We start from the raw sequence: 22,684 nt of genomic DNA on the forward strand, positions 1-22,684 counted from the left end.
TAGTAGTTGACGATCCACTTATAGAGGCACTAATTGATAGTAAAGCAATGCAAAGATTAAAATTAATTGATCAATCTGGACCTACACCTTATATAACCCCAGTTGCCAATTAAACTGGATAATTTTTGAGGAATTTTTAGGAAAAATGTAGCTGAATACCGCAAGCAGTACGCAGATGTATGTGAGAAACGGAAGCAAATTTTGACGACAAAATTACCACAAAGAATCCGTTCGCAACACTATCATTATTTTGATGACAAAACTACTTCTAAGTTGTACTTCTAAATTGCACGCAACAATAGACCTCTTACAGAATCCTCTTCTGCAGAATTTGCAGGAGAGCCGAAACCTTAACCCGCAACTTATCTTTGAGAGGGAGAAGTGCTTGAAGAGGCAGGAGAGTAAGGTTTACAAGAATTCTGCGATAAATGATATATTTTAAGAAAAAATGGTTCTATAGCCCGAAAAGTTGAGTTTGATAGGAATAACCGAGTTAAAAAACTAGTTAGCAAGGTGGAAGAACATAATATATATGTATCAACGCATAAGAAAGCAAAGCCAAAAACTGGTTTAAATAATATTCAAAAAATTGCTGAAGAATGGCGGATAGATAAATTTATCAACCTAAAATTAGACGGCAACCAAATATTGGTTGAAATTGATCAAGATAAGAAAAAAGAGTTATTTGCTCTTGATGGTTGTTATGCGATTGAAACACAGATTGAAATTAAACTGATGAGTAAAGAATTGGTTGATAAAGCTTACCATAATTTACATGAAGTAGAATCGAATTTTAGCAGTATGAATTCAGGATAAGAGTTAGTTAATTCTTATCCCGATGCTGGGGTAAGTTATATTGAACTCATGTTAACTTTCAGTGTTGTTCTCTTCTATAGCCTCATCTACTTTACTATCCTCTAGTTTAAACTCAAGCAAATTAATTGAACCTATATGTATACCATTATCAGAAAACTCAATATCAAATTTCACCTTTTCATAAGTTGCTAATTCATTATCATCTGTCTTAACTAGTCCAGGTAAAGAAGAATTAACAACTTTCTCAATGATAGTTTTGACCATTTTTTTAGGTAATAACAAATTGTTAGGAATCAATTTATCGATGATATCATGGTAATTAGTCAATTCAAAAGATAATTTACCTTTTGGTAACTTACTATCAAAAAATTGTAAAAACCCTACCAAATCTAATTGGGCATTATCATCACAAGAAAAAACTAAACGATCGATATTTAGATTTCTGATAGAATTTGTATCTTTACCCTGGTTAGTAGCAATATTGATCAGTGTGGCTAAATCAAGCTGTGCTGTTTTGAAATTAAGAAAATCTTCCCCCGCAGAGTACAACAAACGTAATTGTAGAGCTATATTTTCACCGTCCTGAGATTTTGCCTTATTGATTAGGAAAACTAAACCAGCAATATTAAAAATTTCCTTATCTTCCTGAATGAAGGATAGTAATTTATTGTTAACTTGCAGAAACTTTACGATAGATTTTAAACTATCTCCATGGGATAATTTATATATAGGTTTATTAAATTTAACTAGTGCTGTAATATATTCCTTGGACTGAACACTATACTCTACTAATTTACCATCAAAATTCTCTTGTTGTTTTATTCCTTGTTTTCCTAAAATCAATCTAGCCTTTTTAAAACTAAAATCAAACAAAAATGTCATTTCCTCAGTAGATATTTCTTTGGAATTAACATGATCGATAAATTTCATTTTTGGCTCGACTAAATGAATTTGAAAGCGAATAGGAAAGCCAGAAACTTTGATTTGGCTATAAGATATTTTAGTATTATCTGTCTCTGAATTTTTTATAGTATTTACTATATTGCTTTTGATAGTATAAGCAATGCTAAACCATATTATGGTGTAAATTAAACAAATAAAAAACAAAATTTTACGTATCACTCTATATACTCAATTATAAGTTAATATTACGGGTAGCAGATGGCAAGCGAACCCTTATACCGTCAAGTTCTTCACTAACAATAATCTGACAACCAAGTCTTGAAGTATGGGTAAGACCAAACGCTAAGTCAAGCATATCTTCTTCTGCCTCAGAAGGATTTTTTAATTTGTGATAAAATTCCTCATCTACAATAACATGGCAAGTGGCACATGCTAGTGAACCTTCACATGCACCTTCAAGATCAATGTCATTTTGATGAGCAATTTCCAAAATAGACAGTCCTATAGGGGCATCCACTATTCTTTCTGTACCATCTTTATCTACCACAAAAATTACTTTAGGCATTAATTATCATTCCTTTTTAGTTTATTTCATCAATATGCTTACCTTTAAGTAAGCTCAGAGTAGCATTATTTAATCTTTCAGAAAGAAAATGCTCTGTTATATTCTCAAAATTCTTGCTACATTCTATAATGTAATCACGATCATTTGAGTTTATTGCTTCTTCTAAAGTTTTAATTGCCATATCAATTTTTTCCATTTCATTCTTTGCAAGAAGATTTGGCATCTCCCTAATAGCATTTTTTATATTATAAATCAAAGATTTTGTATCAATAATTGTTTCCTTCAACAATTTCTTATTATGATCACTAGTCGCATTTTGATAAGCATTTTCTAAAATCTCGGTAATTTCACTTTCATTTAAACCATAACTTGGTTTTAGTTCAAGGTTATGTGATATATTACTATTTTTTTCTAGAGCTGATACTGATAAAATACCATCTGCATCAATAGAAAATGTTACTTCTATCCTCACTCCACCTGCTTTCATTAGTGGCAATTTTAGTTCAAATCTTGCGAGTGACCGACAATCTTCTACCATTTCTCTTTCTCCCTGTACCACATGCAACTTCATAGAAGTTTGGTTATCTACATAATTGGTAAACTCCTTAGTAACCGATATCGGTATAGGACTATTACGCAGAATAATTTTTTCAGTAATTCCACCATTTAGTTCGATACCAAGTGACAAGGGTACTACATCAATTAATAAGGAATTAATATTTGCCGAAGTTAGGTTCTCTGCTTGCAGAGCTGCCCCCCATACTACCGCCTTATCTGGGTTAATATCTGAAAAAATAGTAGTATTAAACATTTGTCTTAAACTCTTACTAATTAACGGTATGCGAGTTGAACCCCCAACCAAGATAATACCTGAAATATCAGGGTTATTTGCCTGTTCTAGCGTATCTTTAGTAATAGCTATTGTACGTTCTACTAATGGTGATATTAATCGTTCAAAATCCTCTATATTTAATTCTAATATCTTCTCTTCATATATAATACTACATTTATTTTGTACACTAAGTGTTTCTTTAGCTTTTTTTGCTAATTTTATTAATTCGTTAGATTTTACTAACTTATATTTATCACAAAAATACTTCATCACTAAGTGATCAATATCATCACCACCTAAAATATTATCTCCGCCAGTGGCGATGACTTGAAATATACCAGTTTGCATATTTAGAATTGATATATCAAAAGTACCACCTCCTAGGTCATACACTAAATAACATCCACTACTTTCTTTATTTAAACCATATGCATAAGCTGCTGCTGTTGGTTCTGCAATTAACCGTAATACCCTAAACCCCGCAATTTTTGCAGCTAGCATTACTTCTCCTCTAGCAGCATCGTTAAAATGTGCTGGCACGGTTATTACAGCTTTTTTGACTTCCGAATTCAATTTTTGAGTAGCCTGTTTCTTTAAGTACAAAAAGATTTGTCCGGCAATTTCTGGAATCGTCAGTAATTTTCCAGCAAACCTTATTCGTAAAATTTCGCTATCTAAATCAATATAATCTTTCACTAAACTAAAAAACACAGGGTTGTTGCGTATATCAGATAGTTTTTTACCAAAAAGTCTTTTAATAGAACGAAAATTATTGACTATATCATTATCACCGACAATAAAGTTTTTATCCTGAAAGGCTATAACTGAGGGGATAAGTTCTAGATTCTGATCATCTGTAATGATTTGTACCATTTGTTGATTTGACCAAGCAATTAATGAGTTTGTTGTACCAAAATCTATGCCAACTGCTATATCATTATCATTTTCTTTATGCTGGGAAGAACCAGCCTCACTAATTTCTATTATTTGCATGACTTGATTTTTAGCTGAATATTATTAATTAAGTTTTCAAGATATTTAAATCTTATAGTAATATCAATAGCATCTTGCATATTGTGATTTTGGAACGCAGTAGTTAGCGATTTAGTAAGTTGTTGTTTTTCAAGAATTTTGTTATTTAGCATAGATTGTAACTTAGTTAATTGTTGAGTAGTTTCAACAAGCTCTAATTCATTCCATATAACATTTAATTTTTCCTTTGAAATACCCTGCCTAACTGTTATACCATCCAAGACTATATTGTTTAACAAGAGAAGATACTCAGCTCGGGATAAATCGTCTTTAAGCGTTGCATAAGCCTTATTGATATCAATAGAGACAGATAAATTTTTTTGCTTTTCGCTGTTAGAATTAATTCTATCTGGATGATATTTTAACTGCATAGCAAAATATTGACTATCCAAGATAAGCAAGTCAATATCATATTTTTTCTCTATGCCTAATAACTCAAAATAACTGCTCATAATCACTTCTAGTAGATCAATTATCAAACCATGCCCCTGTGATTATATACTAGAAACCTCAGTTTTGGATTAAAATTTTTAATTTTAATCTAGAACTGGCTAGAATATCAGAAAAATGCATTCTTGAAGCGGCTGGCACGAATGCATTTTAAACCTTTCTAAAGCTAAAAACATGATTTTAAAAGATTAAAATCATGTTTTTAGCAAAATATTAATTTAACAATCAGATGCAGAGCCGTCTCAAATCTGATTGTTTCGATAATTTCACCGAATTTGGGATAAGAATTGACAAATTCTTATCCCGAATTCGCGTATATAGATAGCATAGTAAAGTATCAAATCTATTAAATCTTACGTATCCTTAAAAAGGCTGGTACAAATAACATGCTAAATAACGTAGTCAATAAAAAAAGTTGAGGCCAGTCCATATAATTTGCACAAATGCCAGATAAAAAGGATAAAATAATCCGTACGAAGGAGCCAAAAGAAGATATAATTGAGTATTGTGTGGCTATCAATTCGCTACTACATAAACTAGAAAAATAAATAAGAATCGCTGTATTACCAAGCCCGCAACAAAAATTCTGTACAGTAATTGTTATAGTAAATATAAGCATATCATGACCTAGCATAGATAAAAACACAAACATTAAGGGTGACAGTAATTGTAGACTACCACATATTAGGATGCTTCGGGATATTCCTATTTTTGCAGTTAAAATACCGCTAATGACTCCTCCAGAGATCATTAGCATGAATCCATATGCTTTTGAAATAGAAGCAATTTCTTGAGAGGTAAAAGACAAGTCAATAAACACTGGCGAACTCATTGCCATAGGAATTGAGTCGCTTGCTTTATATAGAAAGACAAACAGTATAATGAACATCCAGTTTGGATGATTTCGTTTTAACAATAGTAAGCTATCACCAATAACTTGAAAATATTGTGCAGGTGAAATTAAATCAGTAGAGATGTGTTGAGTTTTTTTTGTAACAGGTTCTTGCATATATAAGGTTATTATAGGTGCAGCCATTGTTATAAGAAAGATATATAGATATACAAAGTACCAATTAAAGAGGCAAGATAAATATAATGCCCCTGTACTATTAATAAGTATTCCTATGCGAAAACCAGTTGAGCTAAAAGTTGTAGCAATTGAGAGATCTTCTTTTTTTATAGTCCGTTCTATACGGTATGCATCTAAAACAACATCTTGAGTTGCTGCACAACAGGAAATAATAAAAATTAAAATTGCGGTAATAATTATGTTAACAGGGGGGTCTATAATTAAAAACCCGCTAGTAGTGACTAATAAACATGCTTGGGTAACTAATGTCCATCCACGACGTTGGCCAAATTTCCGACATATAACAGGTATAGAATATTTATCAATAAACGGTGCCCATATTGGTTTTAAGCAATATGGAATAGATGTTAGAAACATTGCACCAATAATATCAGTTGAATATCCCGCCTGTGATAATTGGTAATGAATAGTAAATGATACTAAAGAAAAATTTACCCCTGCAACTATTCCAAGCAAGAAGAAACAAATAAAATAAGAGCGTGTATGATTAGTTAGCATATTCAGGAGTGATATCCATCTTTTCAAACAATTATCTAGACATTACACCCCAATTCGGGATAATAATTAGTTAATTCTTATCCCGAATTGGCTTTAATATAAGGAAAAATGCATTCTTAAAGTGGCTAACGCGAATGCATTTTAAACCTTTCTAAAGCTAAAAACATGATTTTAAAAGATTAAAATCATGTTTTTAGCAAAATATTTATTTACAAAACTTACGCTATGTAAGGTTCTAAATAGCGTAAAGAGGGTGAACGTAACTGCTGTTGCATATAATGATCTAAAAGCCCTAACTTTATTTGATAAACCGTCTTACCTATTTTGTGTGCAGTTCTTTTTAGAAAAGCCCACACTAAAAATGCACAACTAATGTGATTACGCTGGATGCGTTGTTTTCTGCATTGGCATCGTTCTATACCGGTAAGTTGCTTGATTTCTCTATGCATGCTCTCAATTACCCAACGAAAGCCACACTCATCTTGTACGGCTTTAGAAGATTTTTGAGTTTTGTTATTGGTAACAATATAATCAACTCTGTTGGTAGAAACAGTAAGTTTAAACAAATTAACATGCTTATCTTTTGCAAAGCCCTTTATATGAATCTCCACTCCGCTCTTAATTTCCTCATCTGAAAACGTTAACTTGCTAACAGCTTTATAAGGCTTAGAAGAGGAAGTTTTAGTAACGTTTCTATTTGCTTTAATAGGAGCATAATAATATTTACCCAAGGAATCAACATGTTGCATAATTTTATGCGTAGCATACCATGTGTCAAAAAGCACAGTTTGAAAAGGAATCTTTTTGCTATACACAGCATTATTTAACATATTTAATAGGTGTTCTACTTTTGTCGCTCCATCATGTTCGGGCGAAAAAATTCGGTAATCTATTACCCAAAACTTATTAATATCCGGATTATAATATACCAAACTTACTACTCCTATACCAGTAGTAATACCACCTGTAGCCCCACTGTACTGTGATCTAGCAATTTCTATTTTCTTGGTATTTCTTTTATTTAACACCGTATCATCAAATATTGTATATCCGTTAGGCGATAAAATAACATCATCCTTAATATGTTCCCATAACAAAGAAGGTGTATATTTTTCATTTTTTAAAAATCTATTAATAACATCATGGCTACATTTTTTGGCATGTTCAGCATAGTAGGTCAAACTATAATTCTTTTGACTCACTATTAGAAATTGACAGTAATCTGTCCTATTAACTGGTATTGCTTGCAATTTTATCCTCTTGGCATTTGTAAATTATACTCAACATAATGTACCATTTTTTTTCTCATAGCGTAAGTTTTGTTTAGTAATACAGCTTTTTTAATAATTTCATATAATTAATATGCTAACCTCATGTATGAACCTCCTGTAAAATGCAAGAAAAAAATAACATATATAAACGATCCTAGCCAAAATATTTGCAAAATTGACTTGCAATAATACTTAAAAACATTATACTTACGTCTATTAGCAACGTGGCTTTGGTATGCCTAGTTTTTGCTAGACTGATCTTAAAATACCAAATAAAGGAATTATAATGCCTAAATTAAAAACAAAATCAGCGGTAAAAAAGCGCTTTAAGCTTACTGCTACTGGCAAAGTCTGTGCCACTCAAGCTGGAAAAAAGCACTTCATGCGACGTCGTACAAAATCTCAGCTTCGTAACCTTAGAGGAACAACAATTCTCTGCGATCAAGATGCAAAGAACTTGAAAAAATTCTTTCTTCCATATGGAATTTAATAATTTAAATAAGGAAATAGGTGAGATATGTCACGAGTAAAATCAGGAAAAGTTTCAAAAAATCGTCATAAAAAAATTCTCAAACTTGCTAAAGGTTATAGGGGGAGATCGAATAATTGCTTTAGGGTAGCAATTGAAAAAGTTGAAAAAGCTCTACAATATGCTTATAGAGATCGTAGAAATCGTAAGCGTGATTTTAGAGGGCTTTGGATACAAAGAATTAATGCAGCAGTACGTGAGCATGATTTAGTATATTCGCAGTTTATGGGTGGACTGAAAAAAGCTGCCATAGATATTGATCGCAAGGTGCTAGCTGAATTGGCAGTCAACAACCCACAAGGTTTTGCAGATATAGTGGTGCAGGTAAAGACTCATCTGCAATAGACTTATTATTAAACCTCTTGGATCATTCTACTTTTGCTGGTAATTTGGGCGTTGGGATTAGACTCAAATCCTCACGTATATTTGTTATACTGCTTGCGACTTATCTTCGGTGTGCCAAGAGTACGAGTCACTGTAGAAGTGAGGAGTGGTGCTGTACTTAACATGGTGGTAGGTCCACCGGAATCAGCTGGTATGAGCAGATATCAAACTACCTTAAGCTGCTGTATTCTAAGGAATATGGTGGTGAGTGTTAAGGAAAAGGCTGGAAACAGTCAGGTATGACCTATGGAGGTGAACGAAAGTGAATCACTGTATTTAACCTCAACCTCAGTTCGATATAAGAATTAATAATTCTTATATCGATACTTGCTTTGTTATAAGGAAAAATGCACTCTTGAAGCGGCTGACGCGAGTGCATTTTAACTTTTTTCATCATTCAATATGTGATTTTAATAATTAAAATCACATATTGAATGGAGTATTATATTTTAACAATCAGGTGGGCAGCCGCTTCAAACCTGATTGTTTCTATATATAATACTGAATTCGATGTAACAAGTTACATCGAATTCAGGTTATTTTAATTAATTTCAACCACTATTAGAACCGATTTAACTGTAACCGCTATACTGCATGATACCATTGAGGATACTAAACTGACCAAAAGCAAGATTGCCTATATCTTTAGTGATCTAATTGCTGATCAGATAGAAAAACTAACTAGGGGTAAGTGCGACAGAAAGATTAGCTCGGCAGAAATCATGGAATTATTATAGCAGCACAAGATATATGATATCATAATGGTTAAAATATTTGACAGAATTAACAATTTAGAAACTGTTAGTATAAAATCTCTAGAAAAGATTCAGAAGATAATAGAAGAAACTTTTAAAAATTTTATAAGTATTAGCATGTGTTGTGGAACAAAACAACTAGAAAATATATTAACTACTTTATGTTACAAACATTTACCAATTACTGAATCCCCCTTAGAGCTTACAACAATTATCCAACATAAATACCAGCTTCCTACTCCAACTTTTGAAAATGATACAAACCAAAAGTAAATCCTATACTTTCTTAATAATTAAGCTTGCATTAGTTCCTCCAAATCCGAATGAATTAGAAAGTACATAACTAATTTTTGTATTTTTAGCTTCTAAAGCAACTAAATCTATTTTTGCTTCTGCTATCGGTTTATGCAAATTTAGAGTTGGTGGAGCAACTTGGTCTCGCATAGCAAGAATTGAATATATTAATTCTACGCTACCAGCTGCTCCAAGCAAATGACCAATAGATGATTTGGTTGACGACATAAGAACATTCGGGTTAGCATCCAAAAATAATTTTTGAACAGCCGTTAACTCTATAGCATCACCAACTTGGGTAGAAGTGCCGTGAGCATTGATATAATCAATAAGACTTGCATCAATTTTTGCATCTTTAAGAGCCTCAGACATAGCTCTATAAGCACCTCTTCCATCGGGATGAGGTGAGGTCATATGATAAGCATCGCCAGTAGAACCATATCCAATAATTTCAGCATAAATCTTAGCGTTTCTAGCATAAGCATGCTCATATTCTTCAAGTACTACAACACCTGCCCCTTCTCCCATTACAAATCCATCACGATCTTGATCCCATGGTCTTGATGCAAGTTCAGGCGTAGAATTATATTTAGTAGATAATGCTCTTGCAGCAACGAATCCAGCCACCCCGACCAGAGTAACCGGTGCTTCGGCCCCACCAGCAACCATAACATCTACATTACCATATTGAATCATACGCATAGCATCCCCTATAGCATGAGAGCCAGTGGAACAAGCTGTAACGACAGCTTGGTTTGGTCCGGTGAATCCGTATTTAATGGAAACATGACCTGCAAAGAGATTAATTAATGAGGAGGGGATAAAAAATGGACTAACTTTGCCATTATTTTCTTTATGAAACTTTACGGATGTTTCTTCGATCATCCCAAGTCCACCTATTCCTGAACCAAGTATTAAGCCGGTTCTATCTCCCGATAATTCATCTTTTACTTTCCACCCGCTATCCTCGATTGCCTCAGTAGCTGCTCCTATACCATATTGGATAAATAAATCCATCTTATGGACATTGCGAGGGTCAATAAATTTTTCTGGGTTAAAACCATTATCTGTTGAGTGATCCACTGTACCCGCTATTTTACAGGCAAGGTTAGAAGTATCAAATCTTGTGATTGACTTGATGCCACTGCGGTTCTTTATAATACCTTCCCAAGAGGGCTTTACACCAACTCCTAGTGGTGTGATAAGCCCAATACCGGTTATAACAACTCTTCTAGTCGACATGATTATTCATTAATTAGTTATTTTTTTATTTATGTACTGTACAACATCAGAGACAGTTAAAATTTTACTGGCATCTTCATCTGGTATATCACATTTATACTTTGCTTCTATTGCCATCATTAATTCAACTGTATCTAAACTATCGGCTTTAAGATCCTCAACAAATCTAGACTCAAGGGTGATTGAATCTTTCTTTACTTTTAATGTATTAGCAACGATTTCAATAACATCTTGTTCGATGATATTCTGAGCAACACTTGCATCCATAATTAGAACCTCATAACTTAATTTAATTTTAGTAAAATATTCAAACTTTAGCCACTCATGATTGACTTGTATGGAATAAACATAATCTATACATAAGTAAGCTTTGAATAAGACGATACAATAATTCCAAACTTCTAGCATAAAAAAATATTTTATGCCAGTGTAAAATTTCTTTAGTTCTTAAATTAAAATATTACTAATGGTTTACATTTTAGTATACACTCCTTTTCCTGATAATAGAAGCAATAATACCAAACAACAGAAGAGTAATAGTCATAGCCAATGCAGCGTAAGATGGAATCTCAATAAAATGTTCAGCGAATATTTTTATACCAATAAATATTAATGCTAGCGAATATTTTATATAACTAAATTGCTCAACAATATTAGCTAAACATAAGAATAAGGCACGTAAACCTAATATGGCAAAAATATTAGAAGTATAAATTATGTAAGGATCCTTAGTGATAGCAAATATTGCTGGTATACTATCAATGGCAAAGACAATATCCATGATTTCTATAATTATTAATGATGCAAGAAGACGTAATACTTAACCTATTATTAGTTTTAACAAAAAATTTATAACCGGAAATTTTAGGAGTAAGATTAAAGTATTTTTGTAGAATTCTATAAATATACGATTCCTCTACTTTAAAACTTTTTTTTGCTATATAAAAAGTTTTGATGCCTGTAACTATAAGAATAGCTGCAAAAATATATAATAACCAAGAGAATTTCGAGATAACAATGACACCTAGATATATAATTATGGCTCTAAAAACAATGACACCTAGAATTCCCAAGAATAATATCCGATGCTGATATATTAAAGGAATAGAGAAAAACTGAAAAACCATCAATATAATAAAAATATTATCCAATGACATAGCTTTCTCTATAAAAAAGCAAGTGTAGTATTCCCGGGCTTTTTCTCCTCCCATATCAAAAAAAATGAAAATACCGAAGAGGCATGCTATAATTAAATAAAAAAGGCTAAAATAAATAGTTTGGCGGAAGCTCATCACTTTATTTTCTTGGTTTGCAAAACCAAGATCGTAGATTAGTAAACCTGCAATCACTGTACAAAAACCCGAGTTGCCAATTAATTATACTGGCAAAAGCTATATTTAACGCTGGTTTCATGTGAGGCTCGATACTAAAACATTTTTAATACAAACATATTTCTAAAAAATATAGTTTTTATTAAGTGTTTTAATGTTACAAATTAACTTCAAATGTTCATAAAACCTAGCTCTGCTCTTATAAATTAATTGGCAACTCGGGTTACAAAAAACAACCCAAGTCAAGATTCCCTCCATAAACTACTATAACAACTTGAAGAATTAATTCTCAAGTTTATGATCTGATGTTAAGCATTAGCCATTCGTGAAGTAAAGTGGGATTCTTTGATACCGAGATTGTGTAAAGCATTGTGCCACTTATTCTCTGGATGATCAGAAAAAATAAATTCTTTATCACATTTTGTTATTATCCACAAATTCTCCTTAATCTCTGTTTCAAGCTGCCCTGCCTTCCAAGCAGTGTATCCAATAATAAATAAACTATTTTTAGGACCATGACCAGAAGCAATATCATGAGGGATTTTAGGATTAGAGCTAACTGCTAAATGATTCTGAAATTTCAATAGTAGATTTTCATCATAATCATCAGAATGTAGGAAGAATCCGCGTTCATGCTCAACTGGTCCTCCTAGATATATAGGCATCATAATGTTACTATCTACTTGATCATCAGATATTTTAAAAAACGATTTTATCTCTATATGATTTACCAAATTATTGAAAATTAAACCCATTGCTCCTTCTGCTGTATGAGACAGCATATAAATAAGTGATTTATTAAATATACCATCAAGCATGTAAGGAGTAGCGATCAGAACCTTACCAGATAAATTATCAAAAATCTTATCGTTTACACTCATAATGTTTATTGTATTTTAAAATTTATTAACATACTAGCTTTTAGATACATATAATGTTAAATTACTGCTATTCAATAGACCTCTTTTGAAACTTCATCTGAGAGGTTTAATAAAAATTTTGAACATGATAGTAAATATACTCAACTTCTGTTCTAAACTTAAAGTAATTTTTTAAAAAGTCTAATGTTTACTTGGTTTGATATAATAATATTGGCAATTATTACTACTTCATCGATGCTCGGGGCATATGGAGGAATAATAAAGCTTACTATTAGCTTACTTGGCTTTATAGTCTCAATTCTTTTTGCCTATTACCTATCTCCATATACTATTTCCATTATTACTCGATATTTTAATAACCACATTGCATTGGTAGTTACCTCTGGGATTATTTCCTATATTATCTCTCTAATCATATGCTCTTTTGTAACCCGTAAATTTCTTTTGATGATCTCTGTTATAAGTGGTGGGGTCATTGACAGATCTCTAGGCTTAGCCGCAGGCATGTTTAGAGGTATGATTATTTGTTTATGTATCTTCCTAGTCCTAACAATTTTCTTTTCTGACAGTTACTTACAAGCAGAAACCCTAAAAGACGTTATGCAAAATACTACTATTGATAAATATCCAAGATGGCTTAAGGAATCTGTGACTACATCGTATCTAGATAATTTAAGTAAAAATCTTATAAGAACTCTACCACAAGATAGTTTGGAATTCATTAAATTACCTAAAAAATCAAAGATTATTGATACTACAAATGTGTTAGAAAAATCACAATCTCAAGAATCTCCCAATAAAGTAAAACAACTCCCTGAAGATCTTATGCAAGAACTTGATGAAGTATTATCAAAAAAAGTAGAGAATCATGACTAGGCTATTGAATAACTATAATAAAAAGAGTTATATTATTGGTAGATATATTCAAGATATAGCTAATCATGAGTTTATTCAAGAGCAAAAATTTGTTGTCGAATATAAGGTAATTTAACCTAAGTTCGATGTAACAAGTTATCAGTATTATCTCTGTTAGAGGTGACATCGGGGCTATTAAACCGATGTCTTACATCGAACTCAGGTTACATATAATGCTATCTAGACTAAGTTATTTTACAAAAAAGTTCCTAAATATTTAAAGTATTGTTATTATTTGCTTGACATTAGTTAACAGATATTATTCTAATACTATCCTATAGTAAATAAATTTTTAATAATTTGTAATATAACTGGAGAGAAAAAATATGGGACGTATTAAGTATAGTAATGGAAATAGGGTTAATCATGTTCGGAAGATTCAGGGGGAGTTCCTAAAAAAACAAGATACTGAATCATACTTATTGAGTAAAAAGATGAATAATGGGAACAACATACAAGAAAAGAATACACCAAACATAGATGCCTTACCTAATATTCCTGCCATACCGAATTATGCACTTAATCTTCCAAAGCAGAATAGTATAGACCCTATTAATGGAGCTATACCACATACTCTTACTGCACAAGGTTTCTTGACTCTTGCTACCCTCCTTTCTGCCGCTTCTGCCGCTTTTCCTAATACTACTGCTCCACCCAATAAAGCTATCGATAATCCAAATAGCTCATTGAGTAGAGTAACAAGTCCCACTGGGGTGAGTAAGATGCCTGTTCTTTTTGATACTACTCCTGCAACTACTTCAACTAGCCAAAACCATGCCCCTTCTCTTATTAGGGAAAAAGATGGTCTTATACTACATGATGCTTATGGTAATATTATACTAGGTAGTGATGCTAGTAAGTTAACTTTCAGCTATAATCTAGACATAGACAGGCTCGAACAACAACTCAAAAATAGTAAAATTACTGAATTATGTCTATGGGCTCTTAAGATTGATCCTCAAAAAGTACAAAAGATTGGAGAATTTCTTAAAGATAGTAATGTTAAAGTATTAAGTATACTACATGGTAGTATAGAAGGAATAAACTTTGGAACAATGCTTACAGATACTAAAGTTACTACATTAAATCTAGCATATAATGGAATAGGCAATAAAGGAGCAATAGGTCTTGAATCACTTAAAGGGACTAATGTTCAAGAACTAAATCTATCAGATAATAGAATAGGCAATAAAAGAGCAAAAGGTCTTATAGAATCACTTGAAGAGACTAATGTTAAAGTACTAGATCTATCACATAACAATATGAGTGATAAAAAGGTAAATGATATTATACCAGAACTTAAAAAAATACTAAGATTATTGTCAAAACTTACGCTATGTAAGGTTCTAAATAGCGTAAAGAGGGTGAACGTAACTGCTGTTGCATATAATGATCTAAAAGCCCTAACTTTATTTGATAAACCGTCTTACCTATTTTGTGTGCAGTTCTTTTTAGAAAAGCCCACACTAAAAATGCACAACTAATGTGATTACGCTGGATGCGTTGTTTTCTGCATTGGCATCGTTCTATACCGGTAAGTTGCTTGATTTCTCTATGCATGCTCTCAATTACCCAACGAAAGCCACACTCATCTTGTACGGCTTTAGAAGATTTTTGAGTTTTGTTATTGGTAACAATATAATCAACTCTGTTGGTAGAAACAGTAAGTTTAAACAAATTAACATGCTTATCTTTTGCAAAGCCCTTTATATGAATCTCCACTCCGCTCTTAATTTCCTCATCTGAAAACGTTAACTTGCTAACAGCTTTATAAGGCTTAGAAGAGGAAGTTTTAGTAACGTTTCTATTTGCTTTAATAGGAGCATAATAATATTTACCCAAGGAATCAACATGTTGCATAATTTTATGCGTAGCATACCATGTGTCAAAAAGCACAGTTTGAAAAGGAATCTTTTTGCTATACACAGCATTATTTAACATATTTAATAGGTGTTCTACTTTTGTCGCTCCATCATGTTCGGGCGAAAAAATTCGGTAATCTATTACCCAAAACTTATTAATATCCGGATTATAATATACCAAACTTACTACTCCTATACCAGTAGTAATACCACCTGTAGCCCCACTGTACTGTGATCTAGCAATTTCTATTTTCTTGGTATTTCTTTTATTTAACACCGTATCATCAAATATTGTATATCCGTTAGGCGATAAAATAACATCATCCTTAATATGTTCCCATAACAAAGAAGGTGTATATTTTTCATTTTTTAAAAATCTATTAATAACATCATGGCTACATTTTTTGGCATGTTCAGCATAGTAGGTCAAACTATAATTCTTTTGACTCACTATTAGAAATTGACAGTAATCTGTCCTATTAACTGGTATTGCTTGCAATTTTATCCTCTTGGCATTTGTAAATTATACTCAACATAATGTACCATTTTTTTTCTCATAGCGTAAGTTTTGACATAAAAGATTAGATAGAAAATTCCCTATAGATATTACCAAAGATCCATTAGTATCCATGAAAGAACCATCAGTGACACTGATACTTGAGCCTATTCACTTTGTAAATAACCAACTCGAGAAAGGTAAGTATTTTTTTCGTGATATTAGAAATGAAGGAATTTTGCTATATGATACTGGGGAATTTGTGCTATCGGAAGCTAAGGACTTGCCATGGTCAGAACGCAAACCAATAGCTCAAGAAGAATATGAATGTTGGTTTGGTAGAGGAAAAGGACTATTCATTGGAATAAAAGCTTTTTTTGAAGATGACAATTACTCTGAATCAGCCTTTTTACTTCATTAAGCTACCGAGAGTTTTTACAATGCTATTTTATTAGTCTTTTCCGGTTATAAACCAAAATTACATGATATATTAAAATTAAACAAAAGAGCACGGATTTTTTATCATGATCTTTGCAAAATATTTCCCTATGAAAGTGAAGAGCAAAAAGCATGTTTTACATTACTTCGAGATGCTTATGTTAAAGCAAGATATGACAAAAACTACAGGATTACTAAGGAGCAGTTGCTGTATTTAATTGGCAGGGTAGAACAATTGCAAAAAATTACTGAAAAAATTTGTTTGGAAAAGCTTAGTCAAGAATAAATATATGATATATTCTGTAACAAAAGGCATAGTACCCTACATTTTTCTATAATCGTCATCGCGAGGCATCTTTAGATGCCGTGGCGATCTAGGTAAACAGCAAAGCTGTTTTTTTAGAGTAACGTTTCGCGTATCCTAGATTGCCGCGTCGCCGCTTTCAGCGACTCCTCGCAATGACAATCAGCAGCCATTTTAATAGTGGTTATATAAAAAATGTAGGGTACTATGAACAAAAGGATTATTACAAACAAAAGGAATTTATATAAATGTTTAAATCTTATAATATTATCCACCATGAATTTGATGTAGTGGTAGTTGGAGCAGGTGGGGCTGGTCTTAGGGCTACTTTTGGTATGGCGAAAGAGGGCTTAAATACTGCTTGCATTAGTAAGGTTTTCCCAACTAGGAGTCATACTGTGGCTGCCCAAGGGGGCATTAGTGCTTCTCTTGGTAATATGGGGCAAGATGATTGGCGTTGGCATATGTACGATACAGTAAAAGGCTCGGATTGGTTGGGTGATCAAGACGCAATTGAGTATATGTGTAAACATGCAGCTGCAGCAGTGCTAGAGCTTGAGCATTATGGAGTACCTTTTTCTCGAACAGAAGAAGGCAAAATTTATCAACGCCCCTTTGGTGGCATGACAACAAATTATGGTAAGGGACAAGCAGCTCAAAGGACTTGTGCTGCAGCAGATCGTACTGGTCATGCAATATTACATACTTTATATCAACAGGCTTTAAAAAATAAAGCCCAGTTTTTTATCGAATATTTTGCCCTTGATTTATTAATGAATAATGGAGAATGTGTAGGGATAGTTGCTTGGAATCTTGATGACGGAACAATTCACTGTTTCCATGCTCACTTAGTGGTCTTAGCTACTGGCGGGTATGGTAGAGCTTATTTTTCTGCAACAAGTGCTCATACTTGTACTGGTGATGGAGGTGGCATGGCGGCAAGAAGTTCTATTGCCTTGCAAGATATGGAATTTGTCCAATTCCACCCAACTGGTATATATGGAGCTGGTTGCTTAATTACCGAAGGTGCTAGAGGAGAAGGTGGGTATTTAGTAAATTCTAATGGAGAGCGATTTATGGAACGATATGCCCCAGCTGCTAAAGACCTTGCTTCAAGAGATGTGGTCTCAAGAGCTATTACCATGGAAATCAGAGAAAATAGAGGGGTAGGTGAGCATAAAGATCATGTATTCTTACATTTAGATCATTTACCGCCGGAAATTCTTCACGAACGTTTACCCGGTATTTCAGAGACGGCTAAAATTTTTGCTGGTATTGATGTAACTCTTCAGCCAATACCTGTATTACCAACAGTGCATTATAATATGGGGGGAATACCAACAAATTACCATGGTCAAGTGATTGATAAAGGTCAGGATAATCATAATAAGATTATTCCTGGGTTAATGTCAATCGGTGAAGCTGCTTGCGTTTCAGTACATGGGGCCAATCGGTTAGGATCAAACTCTCTGCTTGATTTAGTAGTATTTGGTAGAGCCGCAGCACAAAAAGCTGCTGAAATTGTTAAAGTAGGGCAAAAGCATAAAAGCTTGCCGGAGTCTATATTGGATAAAATAATTAGCAGATTTGATGGTATACGTCATGCTAAAGGGGGCCTACCAGTAGCTGACTTAAGACTTAAAATGCAAAAAATCATGCAAAATCATGCAGCGGTATTTAGAATTCAAGAGGTTCTAGATGAAGGAATAGAAATGATTGACCAAGCGAGAAAGGAATATGCAAATATTCAGGTTAATGATAGATCATTAATATGGAACAGCGACTTGGTTGAAGCATTAGAACTAGCTAATTTATTAGATCAAGCGGTAATTACTGTGCACTGCGCAGCGGCTAGAAAAGAGAGTAGGGGAGCTCATTCTAGGGAGGATTACCCAGAGCGTAATGATGAAGAATGGATGAAACATACACTCGCTTGGATTGATGAGCAAGGTAAGGTGAAGTTAGATTACAAACCTGTAACTCTTACAACTTTGACAGATGAAGTAGATAGCATTTCGCCAGCTAAACGAGTTTATTAAGAATATGCTAAATTCACTAAAATTATGCCAAGCTTTAAATGAAAAAATATGTCATGATTTTGCAGGATCAATAGGTGTTATAGATAATGCTATTGGGTTAATAAAAACTATAGAGTATCAAGAGAAAGCTACTAAACTGGTTCAGGATAGTATAAATAGACTCATGAGCTATTTACAGTTTCATCGTTATGTATACTCTCTACCTTCTGAGGGGAACAAAATTGCTATTGCAGAAATTAATAGATTAAGTACTGATTTTTTAAAATCAAAAAATCATAATATTGAACTAGTGTTCACAAGGTTAATCAGCACAAATATCGATGACAATATAGCTCAGATTATTATGTGTTTAATTGTTGCAGCATCTAACAATATATACAGAGATGCTGTTATTAAGATTGAACTAGAGATACAAAATGACAATTTTATTGGTATAAAAATTGTAGTAACATCTCCAAACCTCAAGCTTGATCAGGATAGAGCAGATATTTTGCTTGGAAACAGAACTATTGATGATGTAAGTATCGAAAACGTTCATGAATATTACACTTACTACTTAATTACGGAATATGGTTATAAATTAGCTATTACTCCATCAACCGATTCAGTGGAGTATATACTCGTTGGAAATCTCTATTAGCAATTGCATAGATAGAACCAATGTTAAGGTAGTTGCGATGAGCTGCCACTTAATATAAAGTTCCAACGATTGAACCTTAATGTTTAATTGTTCTTGACCCACAAATCCATGTTATATTGTTTGCAATATTCAAACATATCAACTGTGTTAGGATGGTGTATGCCAAATTCCTTAATTTGTGGCTTGCCAAAAAATTTGTAATTATATAAATCTTTGCTTTTACAGGCAGCTTTTGCTCCATGATTATACAAATAACTCATTTGGGCAACATTTTGACTTCTATCTCCATATAAATAATGATATATAACAAAAGCTTTTTTATAAGATTCTATAGCTTGATTCAGGTTATCTTGAGCAAATAAAATATCACCTTGTACTACATAAGCATCTGCTAAATAACGATTTTTAGAATAATTTGTGTTCTCTGCATTTTTCTTGTCTTCTGCTAAGAACAGGAGGATAGCATTACTAATATATTCATAAGCTTGATCTACTTTACCTAAACCTAATGCACTTTTTGCCATTATTGCATAAATATCTCCATCTTCATACTCATTGTGTATTGAGTTATATAATGATTGAACCTGAGTATAAGATTCTTGATATCTACCCAAAAAATTCAACATATATGCTCTATACATATAAATTGTAAAAGCGTATGAGTCATTAATATTATGACCATTTTTTATAAATATTTCAATAACTTTATCTGCACACTCTAAAGCTTCTTGATAGTGACCTTGCATCTCAAAGAATGAAGATTTTATAATATATAGTGTATATATTTCATCTTCTTGCATTACTCTTGATTTTACTAGCTTTTCTATCTTTTTAAAAAGTTCTTCAGATATTTTTATTTCACCTAAGAATATATAAGTCATAGCTAGATTAGAGAGAAGATTTAATTTAATAGCGTAATAATCAGCTTCATTATCAAGCTTATCTAGAATATTTAATGCTTTAGTAAAATAAGAAATTGCTGTGTTAAAATCCATTAATATTGTTTTATAATACGCTCCCACTATTCCTAAGTACTTAGCATAATAAAATTTTTGAGTTTCAGACATCTGCCACAATTTAAATTCTTTATCTTTTTGACTAAACCAATCAAACATTTGTTGTGCTTTGCTGGCATTATGAAGGTTGATATACAGAGAGAATAACTCTACCCTTAAGGTAAGTATTGCGTATAGGTCAACATTATATTTCTCAGAGTTTTTTAAAAGAATTTCTAAGTTTTCTAGTATAGTCTTGGCTCTTTTCCACAAATATCCTGAATAAGACCCTTTAAATTTAGGTAATTTGCTAATAATATTTTTTAAATATATTTTATTATTATTACCATTTAGTTCCATTATTTTATTGCTAACTATATCATGCATTTCAAAAATAGGGTTATCTTTGTTAGGATCAATATTACTGATTAGCATAGATTTAGATAATTGATATATATCATCATCTAAAGTATCTTTATGATCAGTAATGGTGCTAAGAAGCTGTTTCGAGAAGCTTTGGTTATTTAGTAAAGCTATTTTATTAAGTAATTTTACTGCACTAGGATTTAATTGTTGAATAGCCATGCTAATATTTGTTGCTATTTTATCAGTCGATTGATAAATTTTCTTTTTATATTCCTCTTTATCTAAACCTTTAACTTTGTTAAGTAATTGAGCTCCTTGCACTATCAATATTGGATAACCACTAAAAGATTGCATTAAAAATTCGATATTATTGTTATTTTTATTGTCTAATAAGTTATTAGCTAAAGCTACAATAGTAGACACATCAAGTAGGGGCATTGCTATAATATTAGATAACTTTTCATTATCTTGCGAACAAAACACGACCTGACCATTATGCTCCCAATCAATTAAATCTTGTACTTTCTTATTTTCATTAACTTTTAAATTATCAAACACTAATAACCATTTATTAGTAGCAGTTAAATATGATATTACTTCTTTTTTTGCTAAAGCAACTTCTTCAGATATATTACAAAACTTACGCTATGAGAAAAAAAATGGTACATTATGTTGAGTATAATTTACAAATGCCAAGAGGATAAAATTGCAAGCAATACCAGTTAATAGGACAGATTACTGTCAATTTCTAATAGTGAGTCAAAAGAATTATAGTTTGACCTACTATGCTGAACATGCCAAAAAATGTAGCCATGATGTTATTAATAGATTTTTAAAAAATGAAAAATATACACCTTCTTTGTTATGGGAACATATTAAGGATGATGTTATTTTATCGCCTAACGGATATACAATATTTGATGATACGGTGTTAAATAAAAGAAATACCAAGAAAATAGAAGTTGCTAGATCACAGTACAGTGGGGCTACAGGTGGTATTACTACTGGTATAGGAGTAGTAAGTTTGGTATATTATAATCCGGATATTAATAAGTTTTGGGTAATAGATTACCGAATTTTTTCGCCCGAACATGATGGAGCGACAAAAGTAGAACACCTATTAAATATGTTAAATAATGCTGTGTATAGCAAAAAGATTCCTTTTCAAACTGTGCTTTTTGACACATGGTATGCTACGCATAAAATTATGCAACATGTTGATTCCTTGGGTAAATATTATTATGCTCCTATTAAAGCAAATAGAAACGTTACTAAAACTTCCTCTTCTAAGCCTTATAAAGCTGTTAGCAAGTTAACGTTTTCAGATGAGGAAATTAAGAGCGGAGTGGAGATTCATATAAAGGGCTTTGCAAAAGATAAGCATGTTAATTTGTTTAAACTTACTGTTTCTACCAACAGAGTTGATTATATTGTTACCAATAACAAAACTCAAAAATCTTCTAAAGCCGTACAAGATGAGTGTGGCTTTCGTTGGGTAATTGAGAGCATGCATAGAGAAATCAAGCAACTTACCGGTATAGAACGATGCCAATGCAGAAAACAACGCATCCAGCGTAATCACATTAGTTGTGCATTTTTAGTGTGGGCTTTTCTAAAAAGAACTGCACACAAAATAGGTAAGACGGTTTATCAAATAAAGTTAGGGCTTTTAGATCATTATATGCAACAGCAGTTACGTTCACCCTCTTTACGCTATTTAGAACCTTACATAGCGTAAGTTTTGACGCTTTACTCC

At 32.4% G+C, this 22,684-nt stretch carries 21 protein-coding genes and 2 pseudogenes; 11 read left to right on the plus strand and 12 right to left on the minus strand.

Annotation, left to right across the window (positions count from 1 at the left end; all coding sequences use genetic code 11):
• The first annotated feature begins 513 nt into the window (after positions 1-513).
• Positions 514-816 (plus strand): hypothetical protein, encoded by a 303-nt coding sequence (locus tag AAGD19_RS00990; RefSeq protein ID WP_341747950.1) that lies wholly within the window; start codon positions 514-516, stop codon positions 814-816.
• Between the two features lie 51 nt (positions 817-867).
• On the opposite strand, the gene AAGD19_RS00995 is transcribed toward AAGD19_RS00990, so the two are convergent.
• The 6 genes from AAGD19_RS00995 to AAGD19_RS01020 all read right to left on the minus strand — a co-directional run bounded on the left by AAGD19_RS00995 (position 868) and on the right by AAGD19_RS01020 (position 7,388).
• Entirely contained in the window at positions 868-1,938 is a 1,071-nt protein-coding gene (locus AAGD19_RS00995) for a hypothetical protein (protein WP_341747951.1), read from the minus strand.
• 13 nt (positions 1,939-1,951) lie between these two features.
• The gene (locus AAGD19_RS01000) at positions 1,952-2,284 is read right to left on the minus strand and encodes a ferredoxin family 2Fe-2S iron-sulfur cluster binding protein (RefSeq protein ID WP_341747952.1); all 333 of its coding nucleotides are present in this window, start codon (positions 2,282-2,284) and stop codon (positions 1,952-1,954) included.
• Between the two features lie 16 nt (positions 2,285-2,300).
• Complete coding sequence (hscA, locus tag AAGD19_RS01005; RefSeq protein ID WP_341747953.1) at positions 2,301-4,109, minus strand: Fe-S protein assembly chaperone HscA; 1,809 nt, start codon at positions 4,107-4,109, stop codon at positions 2,301-2,303.
• Positions 4,100-4,627, minus strand: coding sequence for a Fe-S protein assembly co-chaperone HscB (gene hscB / locus AAGD19_RS01010; RefSeq protein WP_341747954.1), 528 nt, complete (start codon positions 4,625-4,627; stop codon positions 4,100-4,102). Before hscB ends, hscA begins: the two co-directional genes overlap by 10 nt.
• A gap of 317 nt (positions 4,628-4,944) precedes the next feature.
• Positions 4,945-6,186: an MFS transporter gene (locus AAGD19_RS01015; RefSeq protein ID WP_410520817.1), complete on the minus strand. Its 1,242-nt coding sequence runs from the start codon at positions 6,184-6,186 to the stop codon at positions 4,945-4,947.
• 218 nt (positions 6,187-6,404) lie between these two features.
• Entirely contained in the window at positions 6,405-7,388 is a 984-nt protein-coding gene (locus tag AAGD19_RS01020) for a transposase (protein WP_341747233.1), read from the minus strand.
• 355 nt (positions 7,389-7,743) lie between these two features.
• On the opposite strand from AAGD19_RS01020, the gene rpmI reads away from it, so the two are divergent.
• From rpmI to AAGD19_RS01035, 3 genes are all read left to right on the plus strand, one after another.
• Complete coding sequence (rpmI, locus tag AAGD19_RS01025; protein ID WP_341747956.1) at positions 7,744-7,947, plus strand: 50S ribosomal protein L35; 204 nt, start codon at positions 7,744-7,746, stop codon at positions 7,945-7,947.
• Between the two features lie 27 nt (positions 7,948-7,974).
• On the plus strand, positions 7,975-8,331 hold the full coding sequence (rplT, locus tag AAGD19_RS01030) for a 50S ribosomal protein L20 (RefSeq protein ID WP_341747957.1): 357 nt from the start codon (positions 7,975-7,977) through the stop codon (positions 8,329-8,331).
• A gap of 800 nt (positions 8,332-9,131) precedes the next feature.
• Positions 9,132-9,398 (plus strand): hypothetical protein, encoded by a 267-nt coding sequence (locus AAGD19_RS01035; RefSeq protein WP_341747958.1) that lies wholly within the window; start codon positions 9,132-9,134, stop codon positions 9,396-9,398.
• Positions 9,399-9,401: 3 nt separating this feature from the next.
• On the opposite strand, the gene fabF is transcribed toward AAGD19_RS01035, so the two are convergent.
• The 4 genes and pseudogenes from fabF to AAGD19_RS01055 all read right to left on the minus strand — a co-directional run bounded on the left by fabF (position 9,402) and on the right by AAGD19_RS01055 (position 12,873).
• Complete coding sequence (gene fabF, locus AAGD19_RS01040; protein WP_341747959.1) at positions 9,402-10,661, minus strand: beta-ketoacyl-ACP synthase II; 1,260 nt, start codon at positions 10,659-10,661, stop codon at positions 9,402-9,404.
• 9 nt (positions 10,662-10,670) lie between these two features.
• Positions 10,671-10,928: an acyl carrier protein gene (gene acpP, locus AAGD19_RS01045; RefSeq protein WP_341747960.1), complete on the minus strand. Its 258-nt coding sequence runs from the start codon at positions 10,926-10,928 to the stop codon at positions 10,671-10,673.
• Between the two features lie 211 nt (positions 10,929-11,139).
• Positions 11,140-12,034 (minus strand): annotated as a pseudogene (locus AAGD19_RS01050) (TerC/Alx family metal homeostasis membrane protein).
• A 266-nt stretch (positions 12,035-12,300) separates the two neighbouring features.
• A complete protein-coding gene (locus AAGD19_RS01055; protein ID WP_341747961.1) occupies positions 12,301-12,873 on the minus strand; it encodes a YqgE/AlgH family protein in 573 nt (190 codons plus the stop codon).
• Positions 12,874-13,056: 183 nt separating this feature from the next.
• On the opposite strand from AAGD19_RS01055, the gene AAGD19_RS01060 reads away from it, so the two are divergent.
• Both AAGD19_RS01060 and AAGD19_RS01065 read left to right on the plus strand, forming a co-directional pair.
• Positions 13,057-13,749 (plus strand): CvpA family protein, encoded by a 693-nt coding sequence (locus AAGD19_RS01060; protein ID WP_341747962.1) that lies wholly within the window; start codon positions 13,057-13,059, stop codon positions 13,747-13,749.
• Between the two features lie 365 nt (positions 13,750-14,114).
• Positions 14,115-15,272, plus strand: a complete 1,158-nt coding sequence (locus AAGD19_RS01065; protein WP_341747963.1) for a hypothetical protein — start codon at positions 14,115-14,117, stop codon at positions 15,270-15,272.
• Between the two features lie 37 nt (positions 15,273-15,309).
• Here AAGD19_RS01065 and AAGD19_RS01070 read toward each other — a convergent pair.
• Positions 15,310-16,101 (minus strand): annotated as a pseudogene (locus tag AAGD19_RS01070) (transposase); the annotation flags it as partial.
• A 178-nt stretch (positions 16,102-16,279) separates the two neighbouring features.
• Here AAGD19_RS01070 and AAGD19_RS01075 point away from each other — a divergent pair.
• The 4 genes from AAGD19_RS01075 to AAGD19_RS01090 all read left to right on the plus strand — a co-directional run bounded on the left by AAGD19_RS01075 (position 16,280) and on the right by AAGD19_RS01090 (position 19,567).
• Complete coding sequence (locus AAGD19_RS01075) at positions 16,280-16,567, plus strand: hypothetical protein (protein ID WP_341747964.1); 288 nt, start codon at positions 16,280-16,282, stop codon at positions 16,565-16,567.
• A gap of 66 nt (positions 16,568-16,633) precedes the next feature.
• Positions 16,634-16,870: a nucleotidyltransferase gene (locus AAGD19_RS01080; protein WP_341748412.1), complete on the plus strand. Its 237-nt coding sequence runs from the start codon at positions 16,634-16,636 to the stop codon at positions 16,868-16,870.
• Positions 16,871-17,136: 266 nt separating this feature from the next.
• The gene (sdhA, locus tag AAGD19_RS01085) at positions 17,137-18,927 is read left to right on the plus strand and encodes a succinate dehydrogenase flavoprotein subunit (RefSeq protein WP_341747965.1); all 1,791 of its coding nucleotides are present in this window, start codon (positions 17,137-17,139) and stop codon (positions 18,925-18,927) included.
• Between the two features lie 4 nt (positions 18,928-18,931).
• The gene (locus tag AAGD19_RS01090; protein WP_341747966.1) at positions 18,932-19,567 is read left to right on the plus strand and encodes a histidine phosphotransferase family protein; all 636 of its coding nucleotides are present in this window, start codon (positions 18,932-18,934) and stop codon (positions 19,565-19,567) included.
• An 83-nt stretch (positions 19,568-19,650) separates the two neighbouring features.
• On the opposite strand, the gene AAGD19_RS01095 is transcribed toward AAGD19_RS01090, so the two are convergent.
• Positions 19,651-21,486, minus strand: coding sequence for a tetratricopeptide repeat protein (locus AAGD19_RS01095; RefSeq protein WP_341747967.1), 1,836 nt, complete (start codon positions 21,484-21,486; stop codon positions 19,651-19,653).
• Positions 21,487-21,634: 148 nt separating this feature from the next.
• Between AAGD19_RS01095 and AAGD19_RS01100 the strand changes: the two genes are divergently transcribed.
• Complete coding sequence (locus AAGD19_RS01100; protein ID WP_341747968.1) at positions 21,635-22,666, plus strand: transposase; 1,032 nt, start codon at positions 21,635-21,637, stop codon at positions 22,664-22,666.
• Positions 22,667-22,684: the final 18 nt, after the last annotated feature.

The sequence above is a fragment of the Candidatus Tisiphia endosymbiont of Dascillus cervinus genome, assembly GCF_964026405.1.
Taxonomy (GTDB): Bacteria; Pseudomonadota; Alphaproteobacteria; order Rickettsiales; family Rickettsiaceae; genus Tisiphia.

Excerpts from the sequence above, each read along its gene's own strand:
- rplT (WP_341747957.1), top strand. The coding sequence starts at position 7,975 with ATGTCACGAGTAAAATCAGGAAAAGTTTCAAAAAATCGTCATAAAAAA.
- AAGD19_RS01015 (WP_410520817.1), bottom strand. The coding sequence starts at position 6,186 with ATGCTAACTAATCATACACGCTCTTATTTTATTTGTTTCTTCTTGCTT.
- rpmI (WP_341747956.1), top strand. The coding sequence starts at position 7,744 with ATGCCTAAATTAAAAACAAAATCAGCGGTAAAAAAGCGCTTTAAGCTT.
- AAGD19_RS01075 (WP_341747964.1), top strand. The coding sequence starts at position 16,280 with ATGAAAGAACCATCAGTGACACTGATACTTGAGCCTATTCACTTTGTA.
- acpP (WP_341747960.1), bottom strand. The coding sequence starts at position 10,928 with ATGGATGCAAGTGTTGCTCAGAATATCATCGAACAAGATGTTATTGAA.
- AAGD19_RS01055 (WP_341747961.1), bottom strand. The coding sequence starts at position 12,873 with ATGAGTGTAAACGATAAGATTTTTGATAATTTATCTGGTAAGGTTCTG.
- AAGD19_RS01090 (WP_341747966.1), top strand. The coding sequence starts at position 18,932 with ATGCTAAATTCACTAAAATTATGCCAAGCTTTAAATGAAAAAATATGT.
- AAGD19_RS01035 (WP_341747958.1), top strand. The coding sequence starts at position 9,132 with ATGGTTAAAATATTTGACAGAATTAACAATTTAGAAACTGTTAGTATA.
- AAGD19_RS01000 (WP_341747952.1), bottom strand. The coding sequence starts at position 2,284 with ATGCCTAAAGTAATTTTTGTGGTAGATAAAGATGGTACAGAAAGAATA.
- hscA (WP_341747953.1), bottom strand. The coding sequence starts at position 4,109 with ATGCAAATAATAGAAATTAGTGAGGCTGGTTCTTCCCAGCATAAAGAA.
- AAGD19_RS01060 (WP_341747962.1), top strand. The coding sequence starts at position 13,057 with ATGTTTACTTGGTTTGATATAATAATATTGGCAATTATTACTACTTCA.
- fabF (WP_341747959.1), bottom strand. The coding sequence starts at position 10,661 with ATGTCGACTAGAAGAGTTGTTATAACCGGTATTGGGCTTATCACACCA.
- AAGD19_RS01065 (WP_341747963.1), top strand. The coding sequence starts at position 14,115 with ATGGGACGTATTAAGTATAGTAATGGAAATAGGGTTAATCATGTTCGG.
- sdhA (WP_341747965.1), top strand. The coding sequence starts at position 17,137 with ATGTTTAAATCTTATAATATTATCCACCATGAATTTGATGTAGTGGTA.